Below are 16,197 nucleotides of genomic sequence, written 5' to 3'. Positions count from 1 at the left end.
GGCAGAGTAGGCAGGTCGACTGTCGCCGCGGTGGTTCGTCTCCCGCTCAGTAGACAGGGTGGGGGCGGTGAGGGCCCGGTCCCTTCGATACTCGTTCCATGACCGCCACCACCGAATCCTCGTCGCTCGCGGATCGCGCTTCAGACCCTGACGTCCTGCGTGCTCATCTCCTGGAGGCTGATCCGGGAGTCCTCGTCGCGGTGTTGGCGCAGATGACCGGCGACGCGTCGGTGATCGATCGGTATGCACCGAAGATCGGTCACGTCCCGGACCCACCCGAGCGGGCCGGAAAAACCGACCCCCAAACCGCTGAGGCGCTGGCCGACGAGATCATTGCCGCCCTTGGTCATTCCCGTCCGGCCGGGGCGCTTCCCGTCGATGACCGGGAGTTCTTCATTCGACTGTTGCCGATCGCACTGGGCAGCGCCGTCGACGACGAACACGTCGACCTACTGCTCGAGCAGGGCGGTTTCCGCCCGTCGCAACCCACACTGCCGCGCACCACACCGATTCCCCAGGCCACCACCGTGGCGATCATCGGTGCCGGTATCGCCGGCCTGGCGGTGGCCTTGGCCGCGGCTGAAGAAGGCGTGCACTTCGAGATCTTCGACCGCAACGAGGAGGTCGGGGGAACGTGGCTGACCACGACCTATCCGGGCATCGGTGTCGACACCCCGTCGGCGTACTACTCGCTGTCGCGCGAGGTCAACCCGGACTGGTCGAACTACTACCCGCAGGGCGCGGAGTACCAGGCCTATCTGGTCTCGTTGGCCGACAAACACGATCTCCGTCGGCACATCCGCTTCGGCACCGAGGTCGAGGCGTTGTGGTGGGACGAGCAGCGCGGGCAGTGGGAGATCCATTCTCGCTCGGCCGACGGCACCCAGAGCATCGACCATGCCAGCGTCGTCGTCACTGCGGCCGGCTACTTGAATCGCCCGCGATTCCCGGACATCAAGGGACGAGACACCTTCGCCGGCACCAGCATTCACTCGGCCCGGTGGGACTCCTCGCTGGATCTGGCTGGCAAGAAGGTCGCGGTGATCGGTGCGGGCTGCACCGCGGTGCAGATCGTCGATGCCTGCGTGAACGAAATTGAGCACCTGACGGTGTTCCAGCGCCAACCGCACTGGGTGGCCCCCCGCAAACGTCTCACCGACGAGGTCCCTGAGCATCGTCGCTACCTGGGCCGGGCGCTGCCCTTCTATGCGAAATGGCACCGGCTCAAGTCGTACTGGGGCACGGCCGACAACAACTACCCGATCATCTTGCGAGACCCCGAGTGGTCCGAGACGCACCTGTCCATCTCGCCGACCAACGATGTGCTGCTGCAGATGTGCCTGGACTACATCGACCGGATGTTCGGCGCCGGAACCGAATTGGCACAGAAGGTGACTCCGGACTTCGCGCCGTACGGTAAGCGCATCATCCGCGATCCGGGCGGCTACTACGCCGCGCTGACGCGCGACCACGTGGACGTGGAGGCCAGCGAACCCGCGGCGATCAACGAGCGCGGTATCGTCACGGCCGACGGCCGCCAGATCGACCTCGATGTCATCATCTACGCCACCGGCTACCACCTGGATTTCCTGTCCACGGTCGATATCCGTGGCCGCGACGGCAAGACCCTGGCCAAGGAATGGGGCGACAGCCCGCGCGCATATCGAGGCGGTACGGTGCCGGGGTTCCCGAACCTGTTCATCACCTCGGCCCCGAATTACAGCCCCGGACATGGTGCCGGAGCCAACTTCTCGATGGAGGTGTTGGCGCACTACATCTTGGAGTGCCTGCAATTGATGGCATTGCGCGGGGCGTCCACGATGGAGGTGACGCAGCAGGCCTACGACGACTACGTCGCGGGGATCGACGAGGCGATGCAGGGCACGGTCTGGTGTCATACGCCCAATGCCCACACCTACTACCGCTCAGGGTCCGGCCGGGTGGTGGTGGCCACGCCGTATCGGCTCGTCGACCTCTGGCAGCAGCACCGCGCCCCGGTCGAAGAGGACTTCGTCCTCCGATGAGCCAGATACTTTCCGGCAGAACGGCATTGGTCACCGGCAGCAGCCGCGGGATCGGGCGTGCGATCGCGCAGCGGCTGGCGGCCGAAGGCGCGACCGTGGCAGTGACCGCACGTGCCTACACCCCGACGCCGTCCACGCGCGCCGGGGTCACCGAGGCGATCCCCGGCACGATCGAGGAGACCATCGCTCTCATCGAAGACGCCGGCGGATCGGCCTTCGGGGTCGCCGCCGATCTCGAAGACAGCGCCGCCCGCGACGGACTCGTCGAGGCTGTGCTCGAGCGCACCGGCCGGATCGACATCCTGGTCAACAACGCGGGCTACGCCGACTACTCCGTCGTCGAGGACATGCCGGTGGAGACCTTCGACCGCACCGTGGAGCATTATCTGAAGACGCCCTTTGCGCTGACGAAAGCCGCTGTGCCGCATATGCGTAAGCACGGAGCGGGGTGGATCGTCAACATCGGTTCGGTAACCGGCGTGCCTCCGGTCCGGCCGTACCGGGATTACAACAAGACCGCGGGTGACGTGATCTACGCGTCGTGCAAGGCCGCGCTGCACCGATTCACCCAAGGTGTGGCCGCTGAGCTGCTCGACGCCAACATCGCGGTGAACTGCGTCGGGCCGTCGACCGCGGTGCGCACTCCGGGCGCCGCGGCCCTGATCCCGGACAGCTTTCCGACCGAACCCGTCGAGTACCTGGCCGAGACGGTCCTGGCGATGTGCCATCTGCCCGCCGCGGAACGGACCGGGCTGGTGGCGTTCAGCCTGCACTATCCGTGGTCACAACGACTTCCGGTGCACTCACTCGACGGCGCTACGGTGTTGCCGCCGCTGGAGCCGCCGGGTTCGGCGAACCCGAACATCCTGGCTGGCGGGATCTAGCGGCGATCCTCGGCGCCGTGCCCCATCGAGATTGAAGCCAGGGACAGCATCGGCGCCGATCCTGTCCCTGGCTTCAATCTCGAGGTGGATAGGGCGCACGACGACGCTTGGCAGACATTGCCTAGTCGAGAATCGGGGCAGCCAATTCGCAGAAGCTGTGGCACACCCGGTCACGAACGATCATGTCGGTGGTCTCGGGGTCGAACCAGCGATCGACCACCGCCCAGTGGATCGGGTGCATGAGGTAGGGGCCCATCAGACCATCGACGTCGGTGAATTCCTGTTCGAAGACGTGGGTCCACTGGCTGGTGCCGATGGCCGTGTCTACTCGGCTCAGCTGCCAGGCGGCGATGGTCGGGACATATCGCGGCATCATCGCGAGCTCGCGCTCGAATGCCGCGACGGTCGCGGCCTCGACCTCGACGGGCACCCGCAGCAGCAGCGTGCGATACACGGTGCCGCTGTCCCTGCGGGCCGGCGTCCCGTGGTAGGTCGCTCCGTTGACGTGAGAGATCGCCGGGTCGGCCAACACGGCATCGAATTGGCTTCTTTCCCAAGCCTCTTGGTCGGCGAACCGCAGATGCAACAAAATGTCACCACCGTTGCGCGATCCCGGCAGCGTGGGTTGCACCAGTGATCTCAACGCGCCGCTGCGCTCGGCGGCATCGCGCAGTGCCTCCAGGACTCGATTGTGTTCGGACTCGGCTACGTCGACAAGTCGAGTGACCCCGAAGGTGGGGGCGCCGGACGACACGCCGGGCAGCGTGGCCGATTCTGGGGCGTCGACGTCATCGGCGGCGGAAGCGACACTGCGGTCGCGTTCGACGATCAGATCCGCGACGCCCGCCCACCACCGGGCCACGGATGGATCCGGACGACCCTGCCACGTCATCTCCCACCAGGCCTGGGCGCTGGGCAGTGTCCAGGTGATCGTGACGACGTTGGACCTGTCGTCGAACCAGATGGGTGGACTGACCATGACGTCTCGCAAGGCCATGCCGCGCTCACGGGCGCCGGGGGCATAACCGGACAGATACGCGTCGACGAACTTCTGCGCGCGGCCCGGTGCGGTGACCACCCGGTCGATGACGAAAACCTCGGCCATCACGCGAGATTACGGCGCGACGCCTCACGGGGATCGATGCATTCCCGGCCACCGGGAACCCACCGTTGACCCCTCCGTGCGCCACGACGATGGTGGTCGGATGACCGATCCGTCCAGTCCAGATCCGTTCGCTCCGGCCCAACTCGGCCCGGTGCGGTTGCGGAATCGCGTGATCAAGGCCGCCACATCGGAGGGCCGCTCACCCGACGGGCTGGTCACCGATGACCTCATCGACTTCCATCGCAGCTTCGCCAAGGGCGGCGTCGGGATGACCACCGTCGCCTACTGCTGTGTATCGCCCCAAGGTGCGAGCGCACCGGGTCAGATCGTCATGGACGCCACGGCGGTACCGGGTCTGCGCCGGCTCACCGACGCGGTACACGATGCGGGCGCGGCTATTTCGGCACAGCTGGGGCATGCCGGGGTGGTGGCGCAGAAGAGGCTGACCGGCGTGACCGCCGTGGCGCCGAGCCGATTCGTCAACCCGACCTCGTTCGCCTATTGCCGCGAGATCACCCGCACCGAAATCGACACGGTGATCACTCAGTTCGGTGATGCGGCCCGAGTCGCGGTCGACGCTGGGTTCGACGCGGTCGAACTGCACTTCGGCCATCTCTACCTGCCCAGCTCGTTCCTGAGTCCGCTGATCAACCGTCGCAAGGACGAGTACGGCGGATCCATCGACAATCGATCACGGCTGGTCCGTGAGATCGCCCAACACGTTCGTGGCGTCGTGGGCGATCAGATCGCGGTGATCGCGAAACTCGACATGGACGACGGCCTTCCGGGCAGCATCTGGATCGACGAGGCACTGAGAACGGCCCAGCTCCTCGACACCGACGCGACCCTCGATGCCATCGAACTGACTCAAGGGTCCTCGGTGTACAAGCCGATGTACCTGTTCCGTGGCGACGTACCGGTCAAGGAGTTCGCGAAGGTGATGCCGCCGGCATTGCGCCCGGCCATCAGGCTCTTCGGAAAGCAGACCATGGGCGTCTACCCGTACCGGGATCTCTACATGCTGGAGGCGGCGCGGCAGTTCGTCCCCGTCATGCGCAACACCAAACTCATTCTGCTGGGCGGCATCGCCGACCGCGAGCACCTGGAGACGGGGTTGCGGGAAGGGTTCGATTTCCTGGCCATGGGGCGGGCATTGCTGCGCGAGCCGGACCGGGTCAACACCATGATGGCCGCACCGGCGTCGCGCAGCCGCTGCAACCACAACAACAAGTGCATGGTGACGGTGTTCGGCCGCACGCACTGCGTGCTCGATCCCGAGCAGCGTTATGGGGCTGCCCTAGCCGCCGAGAAGGTCACCTAGCGCGCGGCTGGCCTCTCGCCGGGCCCGGTGTGCGATATCGAGCATCGGCATCGTCATGAAACCGTGGATACCACCCTCGAAGGCGCACCGAGTAATTGGCACTCCCGCCGCCTCCAAGGCGTCGGCGTAGGCGATGCCCTCGTCGCGCAGCGGATCGTGGCCCGCGAGCACGACGACGGCGGGCGGCAACCCGGTGAGTTCCCCCCGCAACGGCGATGCGTGCGGGTGCTGTCGATCGGCGAGGCTGGGGACGTACTGGTCCCAGTACCACTGCAGCGCCGGCCGCGGGTTGTAGAAGCCCCTGCCGAACAACCAGTAGGAATCGGTGTCGAAATCCGCGGCGATCACCGGATAGAGCAGAAGCTGCGCTGCCAGTGCTGGTCCGCCACGGTCGCGGGCCAGCAGCGTGGTCACCGCGGCGAGGTTCCCACCCGCACTGTCACCGCCCACCGCGACGCGTGACGGGTCGGCACCGAAATCGGCGGCGTGCTCGACGGCCCAACTGGCGGCAGCGTAGACGTCTTCGGCTGCTGTCGGCCAACGGTGCTCGGGTGCCAATCGGTAGTCGACCGAAACAACCACAGCCGGAATGAGATTGGCAAGGTTGCGGCACAACCCGTCGTGGCTGTCGAGATCGCAGAACACGAAGCCGCCACCATGGGCGTAGACCAGCAAGGGTAGGGGTGCGGCCGCGTCGGGGCGGTAGACCCGGACGCCGACGGATCCGTTGTCGATCGGCACTTGGTGGTCGGTGACCGAGGCGACCGGCTCAGGATGAGGGTTCGCGACGAAGCGTGCGCGGATCTCGGCGCGGGCTTGCGCGCCGGTCATCGTGTGGACCGGCGGGAAGCCTGAGTCGAGGGCCTCGATCAGACCCGCGATCTGAGGATCGAGGTTCATGCCGGCAGCAGAGCAGCTCGAGAACCTGCTGGGCTGCCGACACGGAGCGGCCGCAGCGGCTGCAAGGTCGGCGCCACTCGGTGAGGCCCGCCTTCGGCATTGCGCCAGATGCCCATCGCCGTCATTCGCACCGGTGCGATCAACCGCTGATCGAATGACATCCGGCTCATCGGACCACACACCGACACCGCGGCAACCGCAGCGCCTACGGGCCCGATAGGCGCTGCCACACAACCGAATCCGGCCAGCGATTCTTCCCGCTCGAACGCCACACCATGGGCGCGGACTTTCGCCAGCTCGGCGTCCAGCTGCCGTTCCGAGCCGATCGAGAACCGCGTCATCCGCGAGGAAAGGTTGACCTCGACCGAAGCATTGTCGGCCAGGATCGCCTTGCCGACGGCCGTACAGTGCGCGGGCTGGCGTCCCCCGATGCGCGTAGGAATGGCCGTCACCATCTGACCGCCGATCTTCTCCAGATACACCACGTCGGACCCGTCGAGGACCGCCAGGTGCACCACCAGTCCGGTGGCCCGATGCAGATCACGCAACAAGGGAATCGCTGCTCTATGGATGCGGTCCTGATGCAGAGCCAGCGAGCCCAGCTCGACCAGCCGCATACCCAACTCGTAGTCGCGGCCGTCGCGGCGGAGCCACCGCAGGTGCACGAGGCGCTCCAGGATGCGGTGAGCCGACGACCGGGGCAGCCCGGTGCGACGCACGATCTCGGCCAGCGTCAGACGCGCGCATCCGTCGAACACATCGAGGACCAGGGAAACCCGGTCGATCACAGCGTTCGGCGTCTCGACGGTCGCCTTTTTGTCGGTGGTCACAGGCTGTTCGATGATCGCGGTCATTGGGTCCTCCGGGCTACGGGTACTACCAGTCGCATATGACTAATAGTCATATGACTACCACAAGTATGTGTCGGCTGTCACTTTTCTGCGTGACCGTGAGCGTGACCGCTGCTCAGCCGCGGAATCACCTCGTCCGTGAACAGCTGAACCGACTTCCATGCCTCGTCGATCGGCATCCCGCCGATCAACGGGTGAAAGACCATCGCCCCGTAGTCAGGGCAACCTTCGGCCTCGGTGACCAGCTCGTCGGGCGTCAGGAATCGATACCGGCCCGACGCCCTGACCTCCTCGAGCGTCTGGACGCCGGGCAGATGCATCGACGACAGCGGTACGCCGTCGACCCAGCCGCCGTACGTCACCGCCTCCCAGAGGATGTGCCGACCCAGCTCGGCCCACGCCTTCTCGGGGTCCTCATGCAGAAAGACCATTCCTCGGTTGACGGCGGCCGGCATGATCAGGGCCGGTGCCACGTCCGCCTCCCGGCACAGATCGAGGTAATACCGGGCGAGTTCGGGAAGATGCGCCGGCAGGCTCAGCCCCAACTTGAACCGCACCGCGCGTCGGGCACTCGCCCGCACTCCGCCACCGACGAACAACGGTGGATGGGGTTGCGACCAGGTGCCGGCACCGATACGCGCGCCTGAGTCGCCATCCGCCGACCACACGGCGAGCATCGTCTCGAGCAGCCGGTCCATGACTGCGCCCCGGCGGTGGAAATCGACACCGAACCCGTCGTATTCCACCGTCCGGTACCCCAAACCGATGGTCGTCGAGAGTCGTCCGGCGCTCACGAGGTCGACGAAGCGAATGTCTTCGGCCAGTCGCAGCGGATCCCACAGCGGACCGAGCGCGCAGTCGATACTCACCATGAGATTGCTGGTCTTCTGTAAGACCAACGCTGCCGCCATGACCGGATTGGAGCTCCAGCCATGGCCGGTCAAGTGGTGTTCGTCGATGCTCACCGCGGCCACGCCTCGCGTATCGCCCCACGTGGCCATGTCGACCGCGGCCTGAATCGACTCCCGCTGCGTCGCCGGCTCCCCATTGGGCGAGGCGAAGTTGAACCTGAGTACGGGCAGCGCCATGTCAGCGGTTCCGATCGGCGTAGTGGGTCGCGGCAGTCGGGACATGTTGCACGATCAGGGAACTGGCCTTCTCGGCGAACTCGACGACACTGGTGCCGACGCCCCGTACTTCCTCGTGGGTCAGCCGCTTGTACGGCTGCGCGGACACCGACATCACCACATTGCCGTGCCCGTCGAAGATCGGCGCCGAGATCGTCGCGAGCGGGCAGTCGTCGATCTTGCTCAACTCGCCGGGCAGGACGTCGATGATCGTTAGATCGGCGACGGCCCCGGCCAGTCTCGCCGCCACGGGATCCGGCGTAGTGGCGTCGTCGAGGGCCATCAGCGCCGCGAACACCGTGAGCAGCGGGTCACTGAGTCGTTCGATGCCGTAGCCGCGTTTCTGGATCTCTTTGAGCACCTTGGGCATTCGTGCCCGATAGACGTCGTTGACAGGGCCCGCGGCGGCCATCCACTCATCGCCCACTGCCGCAGGCGCCCACGCGACGAACTCGCGGCCGAACGGCGCTACGAAGGGCAGGCGGACGCCGGCTTCCACGGGCGGCCGGTTGGCGCCAGGAGAGGCTGACTCGATCACCGCGATGGAGCCGTTCCTGAGCTCGGAGATGCATGCGGCCATACCGATGGCTGAACACAGTGCCCGCAGCGGCTCGCGCAGCATTCTCGACAGCGGCGCCGCGGATGGCGACGCCGTGGGCAGGCCCGCGCCGAGACTGTATCTCCCGCTGAGTGGGTCACGCAGCACCCAGTCGCACGAGCAGAGCGTGGTCAGGATCGCGTGTCCGGTGGATCGACTGATGCCCAGCTCGCGGCAGATTTCCGCGAGAGTCAGGGCGGTGTCTGCCCGGTCGGCGAGCAATTCGACGACCCCGACGACGCGACGGGTGGGCGGCGAAGGGTCTTGACCCTGCTCGTCGGACTGGCCTAGCTTGGCGTTCATATATTCGGACACTACATCGAATATTCGTCATTACAAGCCACTTAAGGAGCAGCGTGCCGGACAGCGCACTCGGCATCGAGGATTTGACCGTCCCCGTACTCAACCCGATGCAACAAGAGGTTCTCGCGCAACTGGAGAGCCTGATGGTGGACCTGAATCCTGAGCTTCTGATCGGTGAGGCGATCGAGAAGACGGGATTGGAGGACTTCGGGCCCGCCGATTTCCATCCACGGCTACAGGCATACGCCGAGGCTGTCGAGTCTGACAGTGGCAACACGAATCTCAACCGTCTGATCCTGCGCAACCGCATCGTCCGGTTGCTCTCACAGCGGTTGTTGTTCACAGACCTGTTGCGCCGCTATCCCGAGATCCATGACATCGAGATCGAGAGGCCGATCATCGTCGTCGGTCTACCACGCTCGGGGACAACGCATCTGGTCAACCTCATCGCCTCCGATACCAGGAGACGGGCGCTGCCCTATTGGGAGAGCCAGGAGCCCTTCCCGCAGCGTGGTGAAGGTCCCGACGTCAACGGTGTGGATCCACGGTTCGCCCGCAGTGTTTCCGAGCACGAGTCGTCGAAGGCGATGACTCCGCTGATACAGAACATGCACGACCGGTTTCCCCAGGCGATCGAGGAAGAAGTCGAGATCCTCGACCTCGACTTCGCCAGCTATGTGCTGGAGTGGCATGGCCGGGTGCCGCAATGGCGCGACTACTACCTCGGGCTGAACCAGGACCAGCACTATGGGTACCTCCGCACGGTGCTCAAGGCCCTGACCTTTCTGCGCGGCCCACGCCAGTGGGTGCTCAAGTCCCCGCAACACTGTGAGCAACTCGGACCGCTGATACGAACGTTCCGGGACGCCACTGTGGCGTTCACGCACCGAGATCCCGTCGCCGTCATCCAATCCGCCGTGACGATGCTGGCCTACGGAGACCGTATGCGGCGCAAGGAGATCGACCCCGAAGGCCTCGTCGAGTACTGGGTCGATCGCATCGAGCGGCTGCTGCGCGCCTGTGTCCGTGACCGGGAGCTGATCGGTTCCGACCGAAGTGTGGACATCGGCTTCCATCAGCTCAACGGAAACGAGATGTCGATTCTCGAGACGTTGTACGGCTACAACGGCACCACGTTGACCGATGGTGCCCGCGCGGCGTTCCGCGGTTACCTCGACGACAATCCGCGCGGGAAACACGGCCGAATGAGGTATGACCTCGAACGCCACTTCGGCCGCTCACCGGACGAGGTCCGGTCGCGCTTCGGCTTCTATTTCGACCGATTCGATGTACGGGAGGAATCATGACCAGCTATCAACCCGCCTACCTGAGCCGCCCCGGGGCCGACGACATCGTCGGTGCGGGTGCCCCGGCAGAGGAAGTCAGCCCCGGCATCTGGCTCTCCCCGGGTCTGTCGAATTCGTTCATGCTGACGACCGATGCCGGCCGCATCGTGCTGAACACCGGCATGGGCTTCGAGGGTCCGGTCCACCGGGCCAACTATGACGCGATAGACACCGCGCCGATCCGCTACGTCATCCTCACCCAGGGGCATGTCGACCACGTCGGCGGTATCGACACCTTCGCCGACCCCGACAGCGAGATCGTCGCCCAGGCCAACTGGGAAACGTGGCGGCGGGACAACGAACTGCTGGCAGAGTTCCGGGCCAGAAACTCCGCGTTCGCGTGGGTGGGCAAGGTGATGGACACCATCGAACGCAACGCTGCACGATTCGGTCCACCGCCACCGCAGAGTGTGCCGACCCCGACAGTGGTCGTCGACGACGAGCTCGTGATCGAACTCGGCGGGCGCCGGCTGGAGCTCTACGCCACCCCCGGCGGGGAGACCACCGACAGTCTGGTGGTGTGGTTGCCGGAGGAAGGTGTCTGCCTGTGCGGCAACGTGTTCGGGGCGCTGTTCGGCCACATCCCGAACCTGGTGACGGTGCGCGGCGACCGCTACCGCGATGCGCTGACGGTGGTGGAATCGATCGACCGGGTCCGTGCGCTGGGTGCCGAAACGTTGCTCACGGGGCACTTCGGACCGATCGTCGGCAAGGACCGCATCGAATGGGAGCTGACCCGACTGCGCGATGCGGTGACCTACATTCACGACCAGACCGTCGCGGGGATGAATGCCGGCAAGGACGTTCACACCTTGATGCGTGAGGTGGTGCTGCCGCCCGAGCTGGAGGTCGGTCAGGGCTACGGGATGGTGCGCTGGAACGTGCGCGCGATCTGGGAGAACTACGCGGGCTGGTTCCATCACCGCTCGACGGCCGAACTCTATGCCGAAAGCCCTGACGCGACCGAGGGCGATCTGCTCGAACTCGCCGGCGCAGCAGTGGTTCTCGAGAGGGCGCGCACACTGCTTGGCGCCGGAGAACCGGTGCGTGCAATCCGATTGGCCGAGATCGTGAACCGTGCCGAACCCGACGACCTGGAGGCCAAGCAGGTGTTGATCGCCGCCCACGAAGAGCTGCTGCGGGGAAGTACCAATTTCTGGGAAGCAGCCTGGCTGCGCGAGCAGATCAAGGAGCTGTCATGACAAACCGTGTGCTGTTCGACTTCACCGGTACCAACGCGCTGGTCACCGGAGGCACGAGCGGTATCGGTCACGCGACGGCATCGCTTTTGAGAGACAGCGGCGCGACGGTCACGATCACCGGCACGAGAGCCGGACCTCAGGACTATGACGTCGATCTGTCGGGACTGCACTATCGGCAGTTGGCGCTGACCGACTCGGACGGCATCGAGGCGCTGGCGGACTCGTTCACGGATCTTGACATCCTCATCAACAACGCCGGGGCCAACTTCCCGGGCGGGCTCGACGAATCGACCCCGGAGGGTTTCAGCGCGTCGGTAGACGTGAACCTGTTGGCGCCCTTCAGATTGACCGAGCGTTTACACGGCGCGCTGAAGGCCTCGAACGCTGTCGGGGGTGCCAGCGTGGTGATGCTCGCCTCCATGGCGGCGATCCGATCCGTACCTGTGGTGCCCGGCTACGGATCGGCGAAGGCCGGAGTGCTCGCCCTCACCCGTAACCTCGCGGCGAAATGGGCCGGCGACGGCATCCGGATCAACGCCGTCGTCCCGGGAGTCGTCGCCACGCGCATGACTGCGCCCATGGACTACGTGCCCGAGATCAAACAGGAACAGGTAGACCACATTCCGCTCGGGCGGTTCGCCACGCCGGACGAGATAGCCAGTCCAATCCTGTACCTGTGCAGCGGAAATGCCTCGTACAGCACCGGATCGGCGCTCGTCGTCGACGGTGGCTACAGCGTGCTTTGAGGAAATCGGACATCGAGGAGAGGGAAAACCCAAGTGAGAGCAGCCATCATCACCGCTCCGGAGAAAACGGAGATCCTAGACGTGCCAATGCCCACCGTGGGCGCCGGCGACGTTCTGGTGAGAATTCGAGCGTGCGGGATCTGCGGTTCCGACACCCTCTATATCTCCATCGGGGGTTTGCCGCCACGGCACGGCAGTATGCCGATCGGCCACGAGCCGGCCGGTGAAGTGGTGGAGGTCGGCCGCGACGTGCGCGGCGTAGCGGTCGGGGATCGCGTCGTGATCAATCCGATGGCGATAGCCGATGACATCATCGGCAACGGCGGTTCGACCGGTGCACTCGCTGACTACCTGCTCATCAAGGATGCGGTTCGCGGCCAGAGCCTCGAGGTCGTGCCCGATCACATTCCCTACGAGGTCGCGGCACTCAACGAGCCCATGGCCGTTGCCGCCCACGCGGTCAACCAGGTGGCTCCACGGCAGAGCGACCAGGTGCTGGTGCTCGGTGCCGGCCCTATCGGACTTGGTATCACCATCGCCTTGAAATCGCGAGGCGTCAAACACGTTGTGGTGGCCGACATCCTGCCTGCCCGGCTGGACAAAGCGCTGGAGGTCGGCGCGGACGCGGTGATCAACTCCAAGGACGAGGACGTCATCGCGCGATTGATCGAGCTGCACGGGCCCGGGGAGTCGATGTGGCCGAACAAGGCGGGCACGGACGTGTTCCTGGATGCCGCCGGCGTTCCTGCGGCCGTCGACACGGCTCTCGGTGCCGCCAAACGGGGCGCCAAGCTGGGCGTCGTCGCCGTCCACAAGGAGCCCATCAGCCTCGACTTGATGAATGTGATGAGTAATGAACTGACGATCGTCGGGTCAATGGGCTATCCGAGCGAGATCTTCGAGGTGACGAAAGACATCGTCGACAACTGGGAGACCTACCAGAAGATCATCAGTCACACTTTCGATTTCGACGACCTGGGGGAGGCGCTGCAGTGCGTCGCCACACCGGGAGCGGCCGACAAGGTGATGATCACGTTGGGTTCGAAGGCGAAGGCCGAATGATCGCCGATGTGATTCGACGCTATGTCTCGCTCCTCGCGACCGGTAGCGCAGATGATCTCCTGGAACTGTTTTCCGAGAACGCGACCGTGGAGGACCCGGTCGGGAGTGCTGTCCGCACCGGCCGGGAGCAGATCCACGAATTCTTCTCCACCTTGGAGGCAATGGACCGGCAAACGGAACTAGTCCTGCTCCGTGTCGTCGGGAACGAGGCGGCGTTCTCGTTCACCATCACCTTCAAGGTCGGTGATACCTCGATGTGCCTGCAACCGATCGATACGATGACGTTCGACGCCAACGGTAAGATCACCTCTGTGCGAAGCTATTTCGCGCCTGAGGACCTTGCCGAGTCATAGCGTCAGGCTCGTGCGGCGGCACCACCCGCACGGCGACCGTAGAAGCTGCCGTCGCCGAGTGACACGCCGCTGGCGTAACCCCACGCTGCCAGGCCGGCGGTGCAGCGCCCGGCGGCAAAGAGCCCGGGGATCGGCTCGCCGCTGACGTGCAGCACCTCGGCGTCGAGCGTGGTGTGCAGGCCGCCGAGAGTGAAGCCGCCGGTGGATTCGCGCAGATCGATGGCGCCTACCGGACCTTTGATCGGCTTCAGCCACTGCGGCTTCTTGTGCAGCAGTGGATCTTCACCCCGAGCGGCGCCGTCGTTGTACGCAGCGATCGTCGATTGCAGTGAGCCGGTGGGTAATCCGATCTCAGCCTCCAGGTCAGCGACGGTCTCGCAGACCCACGTCGGGGGCCGCATCATCAGCTGGGGCGTCAGCGAGGCCATCGCCTCCTCCTGTGCGTCGCCGTCGATGATCAGGTACGCAGTGTTGTTCTGGTGGTACAGCGTCAGCTGACCGGCTCGGCCGGGGTAGGTGTCCTCGGCGACATAGCGCTGACCACGTTCATTCACCAGGATTCCGCGCACCAACTGCTGAGGGTCGATGAACAGGGCCACCTCGGTGGCATCCATGTGTGCGAGATCGGCACCGAGCGCTTGCGCCATCCGGATGGCCTGTCCGTCGTGCTGCTCGATCGACGCGGCGGGACGACCGGCGATGCGCGGGGCGTACCGGGCGACCATGGATTCGTTGTAGGCGAAACTGCCCGTGGCCAGGACCACTGCCCGCCGCGCCCGAATGTCCATCGTGGTGCCGTAGCGCCGGGTCCGGATACCGACGACGCGGCCGTCGGACTCCACGATCAGCGATTGCACACGCACGTCGTACAGGGCGCGTGCTCCGGCGGCGGTCGCGGTGTCGACGAGTCCCTTCATCAGCATGAAACCCGCGCTGGACTCGCCCTGCTTCTTGTTCTGCATCTGCGGCACGTGCCCACGTGGGGCCGGGGTGGCGATGGTGTTGAACGGGTAGGAATTCTCGCCGCCGCTGTACATCAGTCCCTGATCGCCCATCGGCTCCCAACCGGGCTCGCCGAAGAACTCGGCCTTGAACGGAACTCCGCAGCCCACCAGCCAGTCGAAATGCGCGACGCTGCCCTCGCAGTAATCGGCGATGCGCGCGGCATCAGCGGCGGGACCCATGGCCGCGTTGAGAAAAGCGGCCATGTTGTCCACCGAATCCTCGAAACCGCACGCCTTTTGGATCTCGGTGCCACCGCCGAGGTAGATAAAGCCGCCCGCCATCGACGCGGCCCCACCCCATGACCCGGTGCGTTCCAGCACCAGCACGTCGGCCCCTGCACGCGTGGCCTCCACTGCGGCAGCCGCACCGGCGACGCCATAGCCGGCGATCACCACATCGGCCTCGTCGGCCCACTCGGTGATCGCGCTGACCGGAATCGGACGAATATCGTTGTCCGCCGTCATGGACGCATCGCCGCCGGAAGGTCCGAGACCCACTGGTGTCCCCAGTAGCTGTCGGCGGTGATTTCCTCAGCGATGTAGTAGGTTTCGTCGACGCGCATACCCTCGGTGCCGAACTCGATATCCCAGTCGCCCGGGGTGCGTACGTAGAAGGACACCATCTTGTCGTTGGTGTGCCTGCCCAGCGTGGAAGACAGTTGGAAGCCTTCGGCGTTCACCCGGTCGAGGGCCTGTCCGACCGCATCGAGGGTGTCGACCTCCACCATCAGATGGATGAGGCCGGGATCGCGAAGCGTCTGCGCGGGGCAGATCGCGAGGCTGTGGTGACGCTGGTTGACGCCCATGAACCGCACCCGGATCGGGCCGAACTCCGGTGGTGCCGGGACCCGGAATGCGCCGCGCGACTTGAAATCCAATACCTCGGTGTAGAACTCGAAAAGGCCGTTGACGTCGAGCGCAGGCAGCACCACGTGGCCCAAACCCTGCTCGCCGGTCACGAACTTCGCGCCGTGCGGTGTGACGACGGGGGAGTGGTCGAGGACCGCGCCGTGGAACACCTCCAGCGAGGTGCCGGCGGGGTCGTCGAAGGCGATGGCCTCCTCGACCCGGCGGGCATCCGCCTCTTCGAGTGACAGCTGTTTGAACGGCACCCCGGCCGTATCCAGCGCGGCCTTCACCTGCTCCAGGTCGGCGTGGTCACGCACCTCCCAGCCGACGGTGATGATCTTGTCGACATCTCCTGGTACCACGATGATGCGGGCGGCACGCTCGTCCATCCGCAGATACAACGCGGTGTCGTCGGTTCCGCTGCCCTGCGCGAAGCCGAGCACGTCGAACGCGAAGTGCCGCCAGCGTTCGATGTCGGAGGTGGCGACGGTGACGTAGCCCAGGCTCTTGATCAATCCCATG

At 65.4% G+C, this 16,197-nt stretch carries 15 protein-coding genes and 1 pseudogene; 8 read left to right on the top strand and 8 right to left on the bottom strand.

Features of this window, described 5'->3' with window-relative positions; translation table 11 throughout:
• The first annotated feature begins 98 nt into the window (after nucleotides 1–98).
• A complete protein-coding gene (locus tag H977_RS0127190) occupies nucleotides 99–2,024 on the top strand; it encodes a flavin-containing monooxygenase (protein ID WP_029110823.1) in 1,926 nt (641 codons plus the stop codon).
• On the top strand, nucleotides 2,021–2,908 hold the full coding sequence (locus tag H977_RS0127185) for an SDR family NAD(P)-dependent oxidoreductase (RefSeq protein ID WP_029110822.1): 888 nt from the start codon (nucleotides 2,021–2,023) through the stop codon (nucleotides 2,906–2,908). The genes H977_RS0127190 and H977_RS0127185 overlap by 4 nt, the downstream gene beginning before the upstream one ends.
• 121 nt (nucleotides 2,909–3,029) lie before the next feature.
• Here H977_RS0127185 and H977_RS36175 read toward each other — a convergent pair whose 3' ends face one another.
• Entirely contained in the window at nucleotides 3,030–3,662 is a 633-nt protein-coding gene (locus tag H977_RS36175) for a Dabb family protein (protein ID WP_036477425.1), read from the bottom strand.
• A gap of 27 nt (nucleotides 3,663–3,689) precedes the next feature.
• Nucleotides 3,690–4,013 (bottom strand): annotated as a pseudogene (locus H977_RS36170) (Dabb family protein); the annotation flags it as partial.
• Between the two features lie 100 nt (nucleotides 4,014–4,113).
• Between H977_RS36170 and H977_RS0127175 the strand changes: the two are divergent.
• Nucleotides 4,114–5,334, top strand: a complete 1,221-nt coding sequence (locus H977_RS0127175; RefSeq protein ID WP_029110820.1) for an NADH:flavin oxidoreductase — start codon at nucleotides 4,114–4,116, stop codon at nucleotides 5,332–5,334.
• Here the strand turns inward: H977_RS0127175 and lipP1 are convergent.
• The 4 genes from lipP1 to H977_RS35035 all read right to left on the bottom strand — a co-directional run bounded on the left by lipP1 (nucleotide 5,311) and on the right by H977_RS35035 (nucleotide 9,113).
• Nucleotides 5,311–6,234 carry a LipP1 family hormone-sensitive lipase gene (gene lipP1, locus H977_RS0127170; RefSeq protein WP_029110819.1) on the bottom strand — a complete coding sequence of 308 codons (924 nt, stop codon included), beginning with the start codon at nucleotides 6,232–6,234 and terminating at the stop codon, nucleotides 5,311–5,313. The two genes, H977_RS0127175 and lipP1, sit on opposite strands and share 24 nt — an antisense overlap.
• A complete protein-coding gene (locus H977_RS34015) occupies nucleotides 6,231–7,088 on the bottom strand; it encodes an IclR family transcriptional regulator (protein WP_051289139.1) in 858 nt (285 codons plus the stop codon). Before H977_RS34015 ends, lipP1 begins: the two co-directional genes overlap by 4 nt.
• Before the next feature lie 77 nt (nucleotides 7,089–7,165).
• Nucleotides 7,166–8,173, bottom strand: coding sequence for an LLM class flavin-dependent oxidoreductase (locus tag H977_RS0127160; RefSeq protein WP_029110818.1), 1,008 nt, complete (start codon nucleotides 8,171–8,173; stop codon nucleotides 7,166–7,168).
• Between the two features lies 1 nt (nucleotide 8,174).
• Entirely contained in the window at nucleotides 8,175–9,113 is a 939-nt protein-coding gene (locus tag H977_RS35035; protein ID WP_081681869.1) for an IclR family transcriptional regulator, read from the bottom strand.
• 107 nt (nucleotides 9,114–9,220) lie between these two features.
• On the opposite strand from H977_RS35035, the gene H977_RS0127150 reads away from it, so the two are divergent.
• From H977_RS0127150 to H977_RS0127130, 5 genes are all read left to right on the top strand, one after another.
• Nucleotides 9,221–10,420 (top strand): sulfotransferase family protein, encoded by a 1,200-nt coding sequence (locus H977_RS0127150; RefSeq protein WP_502691220.1) that lies wholly within the window; start codon nucleotides 9,221–9,223, stop codon nucleotides 10,418–10,420.
• On the top strand, nucleotides 10,417–11,661 hold the full coding sequence (locus tag H977_RS0127145) for an alkyl sulfatase dimerization domain-containing protein (RefSeq protein ID WP_029110816.1): 1,245 nt from the start codon (nucleotides 10,417–10,419) through the stop codon (nucleotides 11,659–11,661). The genes H977_RS0127150 and H977_RS0127145 overlap by 4 nt, the downstream gene beginning before the upstream one ends.
• On the top strand, nucleotides 11,658–12,407 hold the full coding sequence (locus H977_RS0127140) for an SDR family NAD(P)-dependent oxidoreductase (RefSeq protein WP_029110815.1): 750 nt from the start codon (nucleotides 11,658–11,660) through the stop codon (nucleotides 12,405–12,407). The genes H977_RS0127145 and H977_RS0127140 overlap by 4 nt, the downstream gene beginning before the upstream one ends.
• Nucleotides 12,408–12,494: 87 nt before the next feature.
• A complete protein-coding gene (locus H977_RS0127135; protein WP_502691219.1) occupies nucleotides 12,495–13,469 on the top strand; it encodes a zinc-dependent alcohol dehydrogenase in 975 nt (324 codons plus the stop codon).
• Nucleotides 13,466–13,822 carry a nuclear transport factor 2 family protein gene (locus H977_RS0127130; RefSeq protein WP_029110813.1) on the top strand — a complete coding sequence of 119 codons (357 nt, stop codon included), beginning with the start codon at nucleotides 13,466–13,468 and terminating at the stop codon, nucleotides 13,820–13,822. Before H977_RS0127135 ends, H977_RS0127130 begins: the two co-directional genes overlap by 4 nt.
• A gap of 2 nt (nucleotides 13,823–13,824) precedes the next feature.
• On the opposite strand, the gene H977_RS0127125 is transcribed toward H977_RS0127130, so the two are convergent.
• Nucleotides 13,825–15,291, bottom strand: a complete 1,467-nt coding sequence (locus H977_RS0127125; RefSeq protein WP_029110812.1) for an FAD-dependent oxidoreductase — start codon at nucleotides 15,289–15,291, stop codon at nucleotides 13,825–13,827.
• Nucleotides 15,288–16,196, bottom strand: coding sequence for a biphenyl-2,3-diol 1,2-dioxygenase (gene bphC / locus H977_RS0127120; RefSeq protein WP_029110811.1), 909 nt, complete (start codon nucleotides 16,194–16,196; stop codon nucleotides 15,288–15,290). Before bphC ends, H977_RS0127125 begins: the two co-directional genes overlap by 4 nt.
• Between the last annotated feature and the right edge of the window lies 1 nt (nucleotide 16,197).

Origin of the sequence: Mycobacterium sp. URHD0025, from assembly GCF_000426065.1 — a bacterium.
GTDB lineage: Bacteria > Actinomycetota > Actinomycetes > Mycobacteriales > Mycobacteriaceae > Mycobacterium.
Note: the sequence above shows the minus strand (reverse complement) of the source record. Positions and strands in the feature narration are given on the sequence as shown.

Coding starts and splice junctions, on each gene's coding strand:
- H977_RS0127145 (WP_029110816.1), top strand. CDS start 10,417: ATGACCAGCTATCAACCCGCCTACCTGAGCCGCCCCGGGGCCGACGAC.
- H977_RS0127150 (WP_502691220.1), top strand. CDS start 9,221: ATGCAACAAGAGGTTCTCGCGCAACTGGAGAGCCTGATGGTGGACCTG.
- H977_RS0127140 (WP_029110815.1), top strand. CDS start 11,658: ATGACAAACCGTGTGCTGTTCGACTTCACCGGTACCAACGCGCTGGTC.
- H977_RS0127190 (WP_029110823.1), top strand. CDS start 99: ATGACCGCCACCACCGAATCCTCGTCGCTCGCGGATCGCGCTTCAGAC.
- H977_RS0127175 (WP_029110820.1), top strand. CDS start 4,114: ATGACCGATCCGTCCAGTCCAGATCCGTTCGCTCCGGCCCAACTCGGC.
- H977_RS0127160 (WP_029110818.1), bottom strand. CDS start 8,173: ATGGCGCTGCCCGTACTCAGGTTCAACTTCGCCTCGCCCAATGGGGAG.
- H977_RS0127130 (WP_029110813.1), top strand. CDS start 13,466: ATGATCGCCGATGTGATTCGACGCTATGTCTCGCTCCTCGCGACCGGT.
- H977_RS34015 (WP_051289139.1), bottom strand. CDS start 7,088: ATGACCGCGATCATCGAACAGCCTGTGACCACCGACAAAAAGGCGACC.
- H977_RS0127125 (WP_029110812.1), bottom strand. CDS start 15,291: ATGACGGCGGACAACGATATTCGTCCGATTCCGGTCAGCGCGATCACC.
- lipP1 (WP_029110819.1), bottom strand. CDS start 6,234: ATGAACCTCGATCCTCAGATCGCGGGTCTGATCGAGGCCCTCGACTCA.
- H977_RS0127135 (WP_502691219.1), top strand. CDS start 12,495: ATGCCCACCGTGGGCGCCGGCGACGTTCTGGTGAGAATTCGAGCGTGC.
- bphC (WP_029110811.1), bottom strand. CDS start 16,196: ATGGGATTGATCAAGAGCCTGGGCTACGTCACCGTCGCCACCTCCGAC.
- H977_RS0127185 (WP_029110822.1), top strand. CDS start 2,021: ATGAGCCAGATACTTTCCGGCAGAACGGCATTGGTCACCGGCAGCAGC.
- H977_RS35035 (WP_081681869.1), bottom strand. CDS start 9,113: ATGAACGCCAAGCTAGGCCAGTCCGACGAGCAGGGTCAAGACCCTTCG.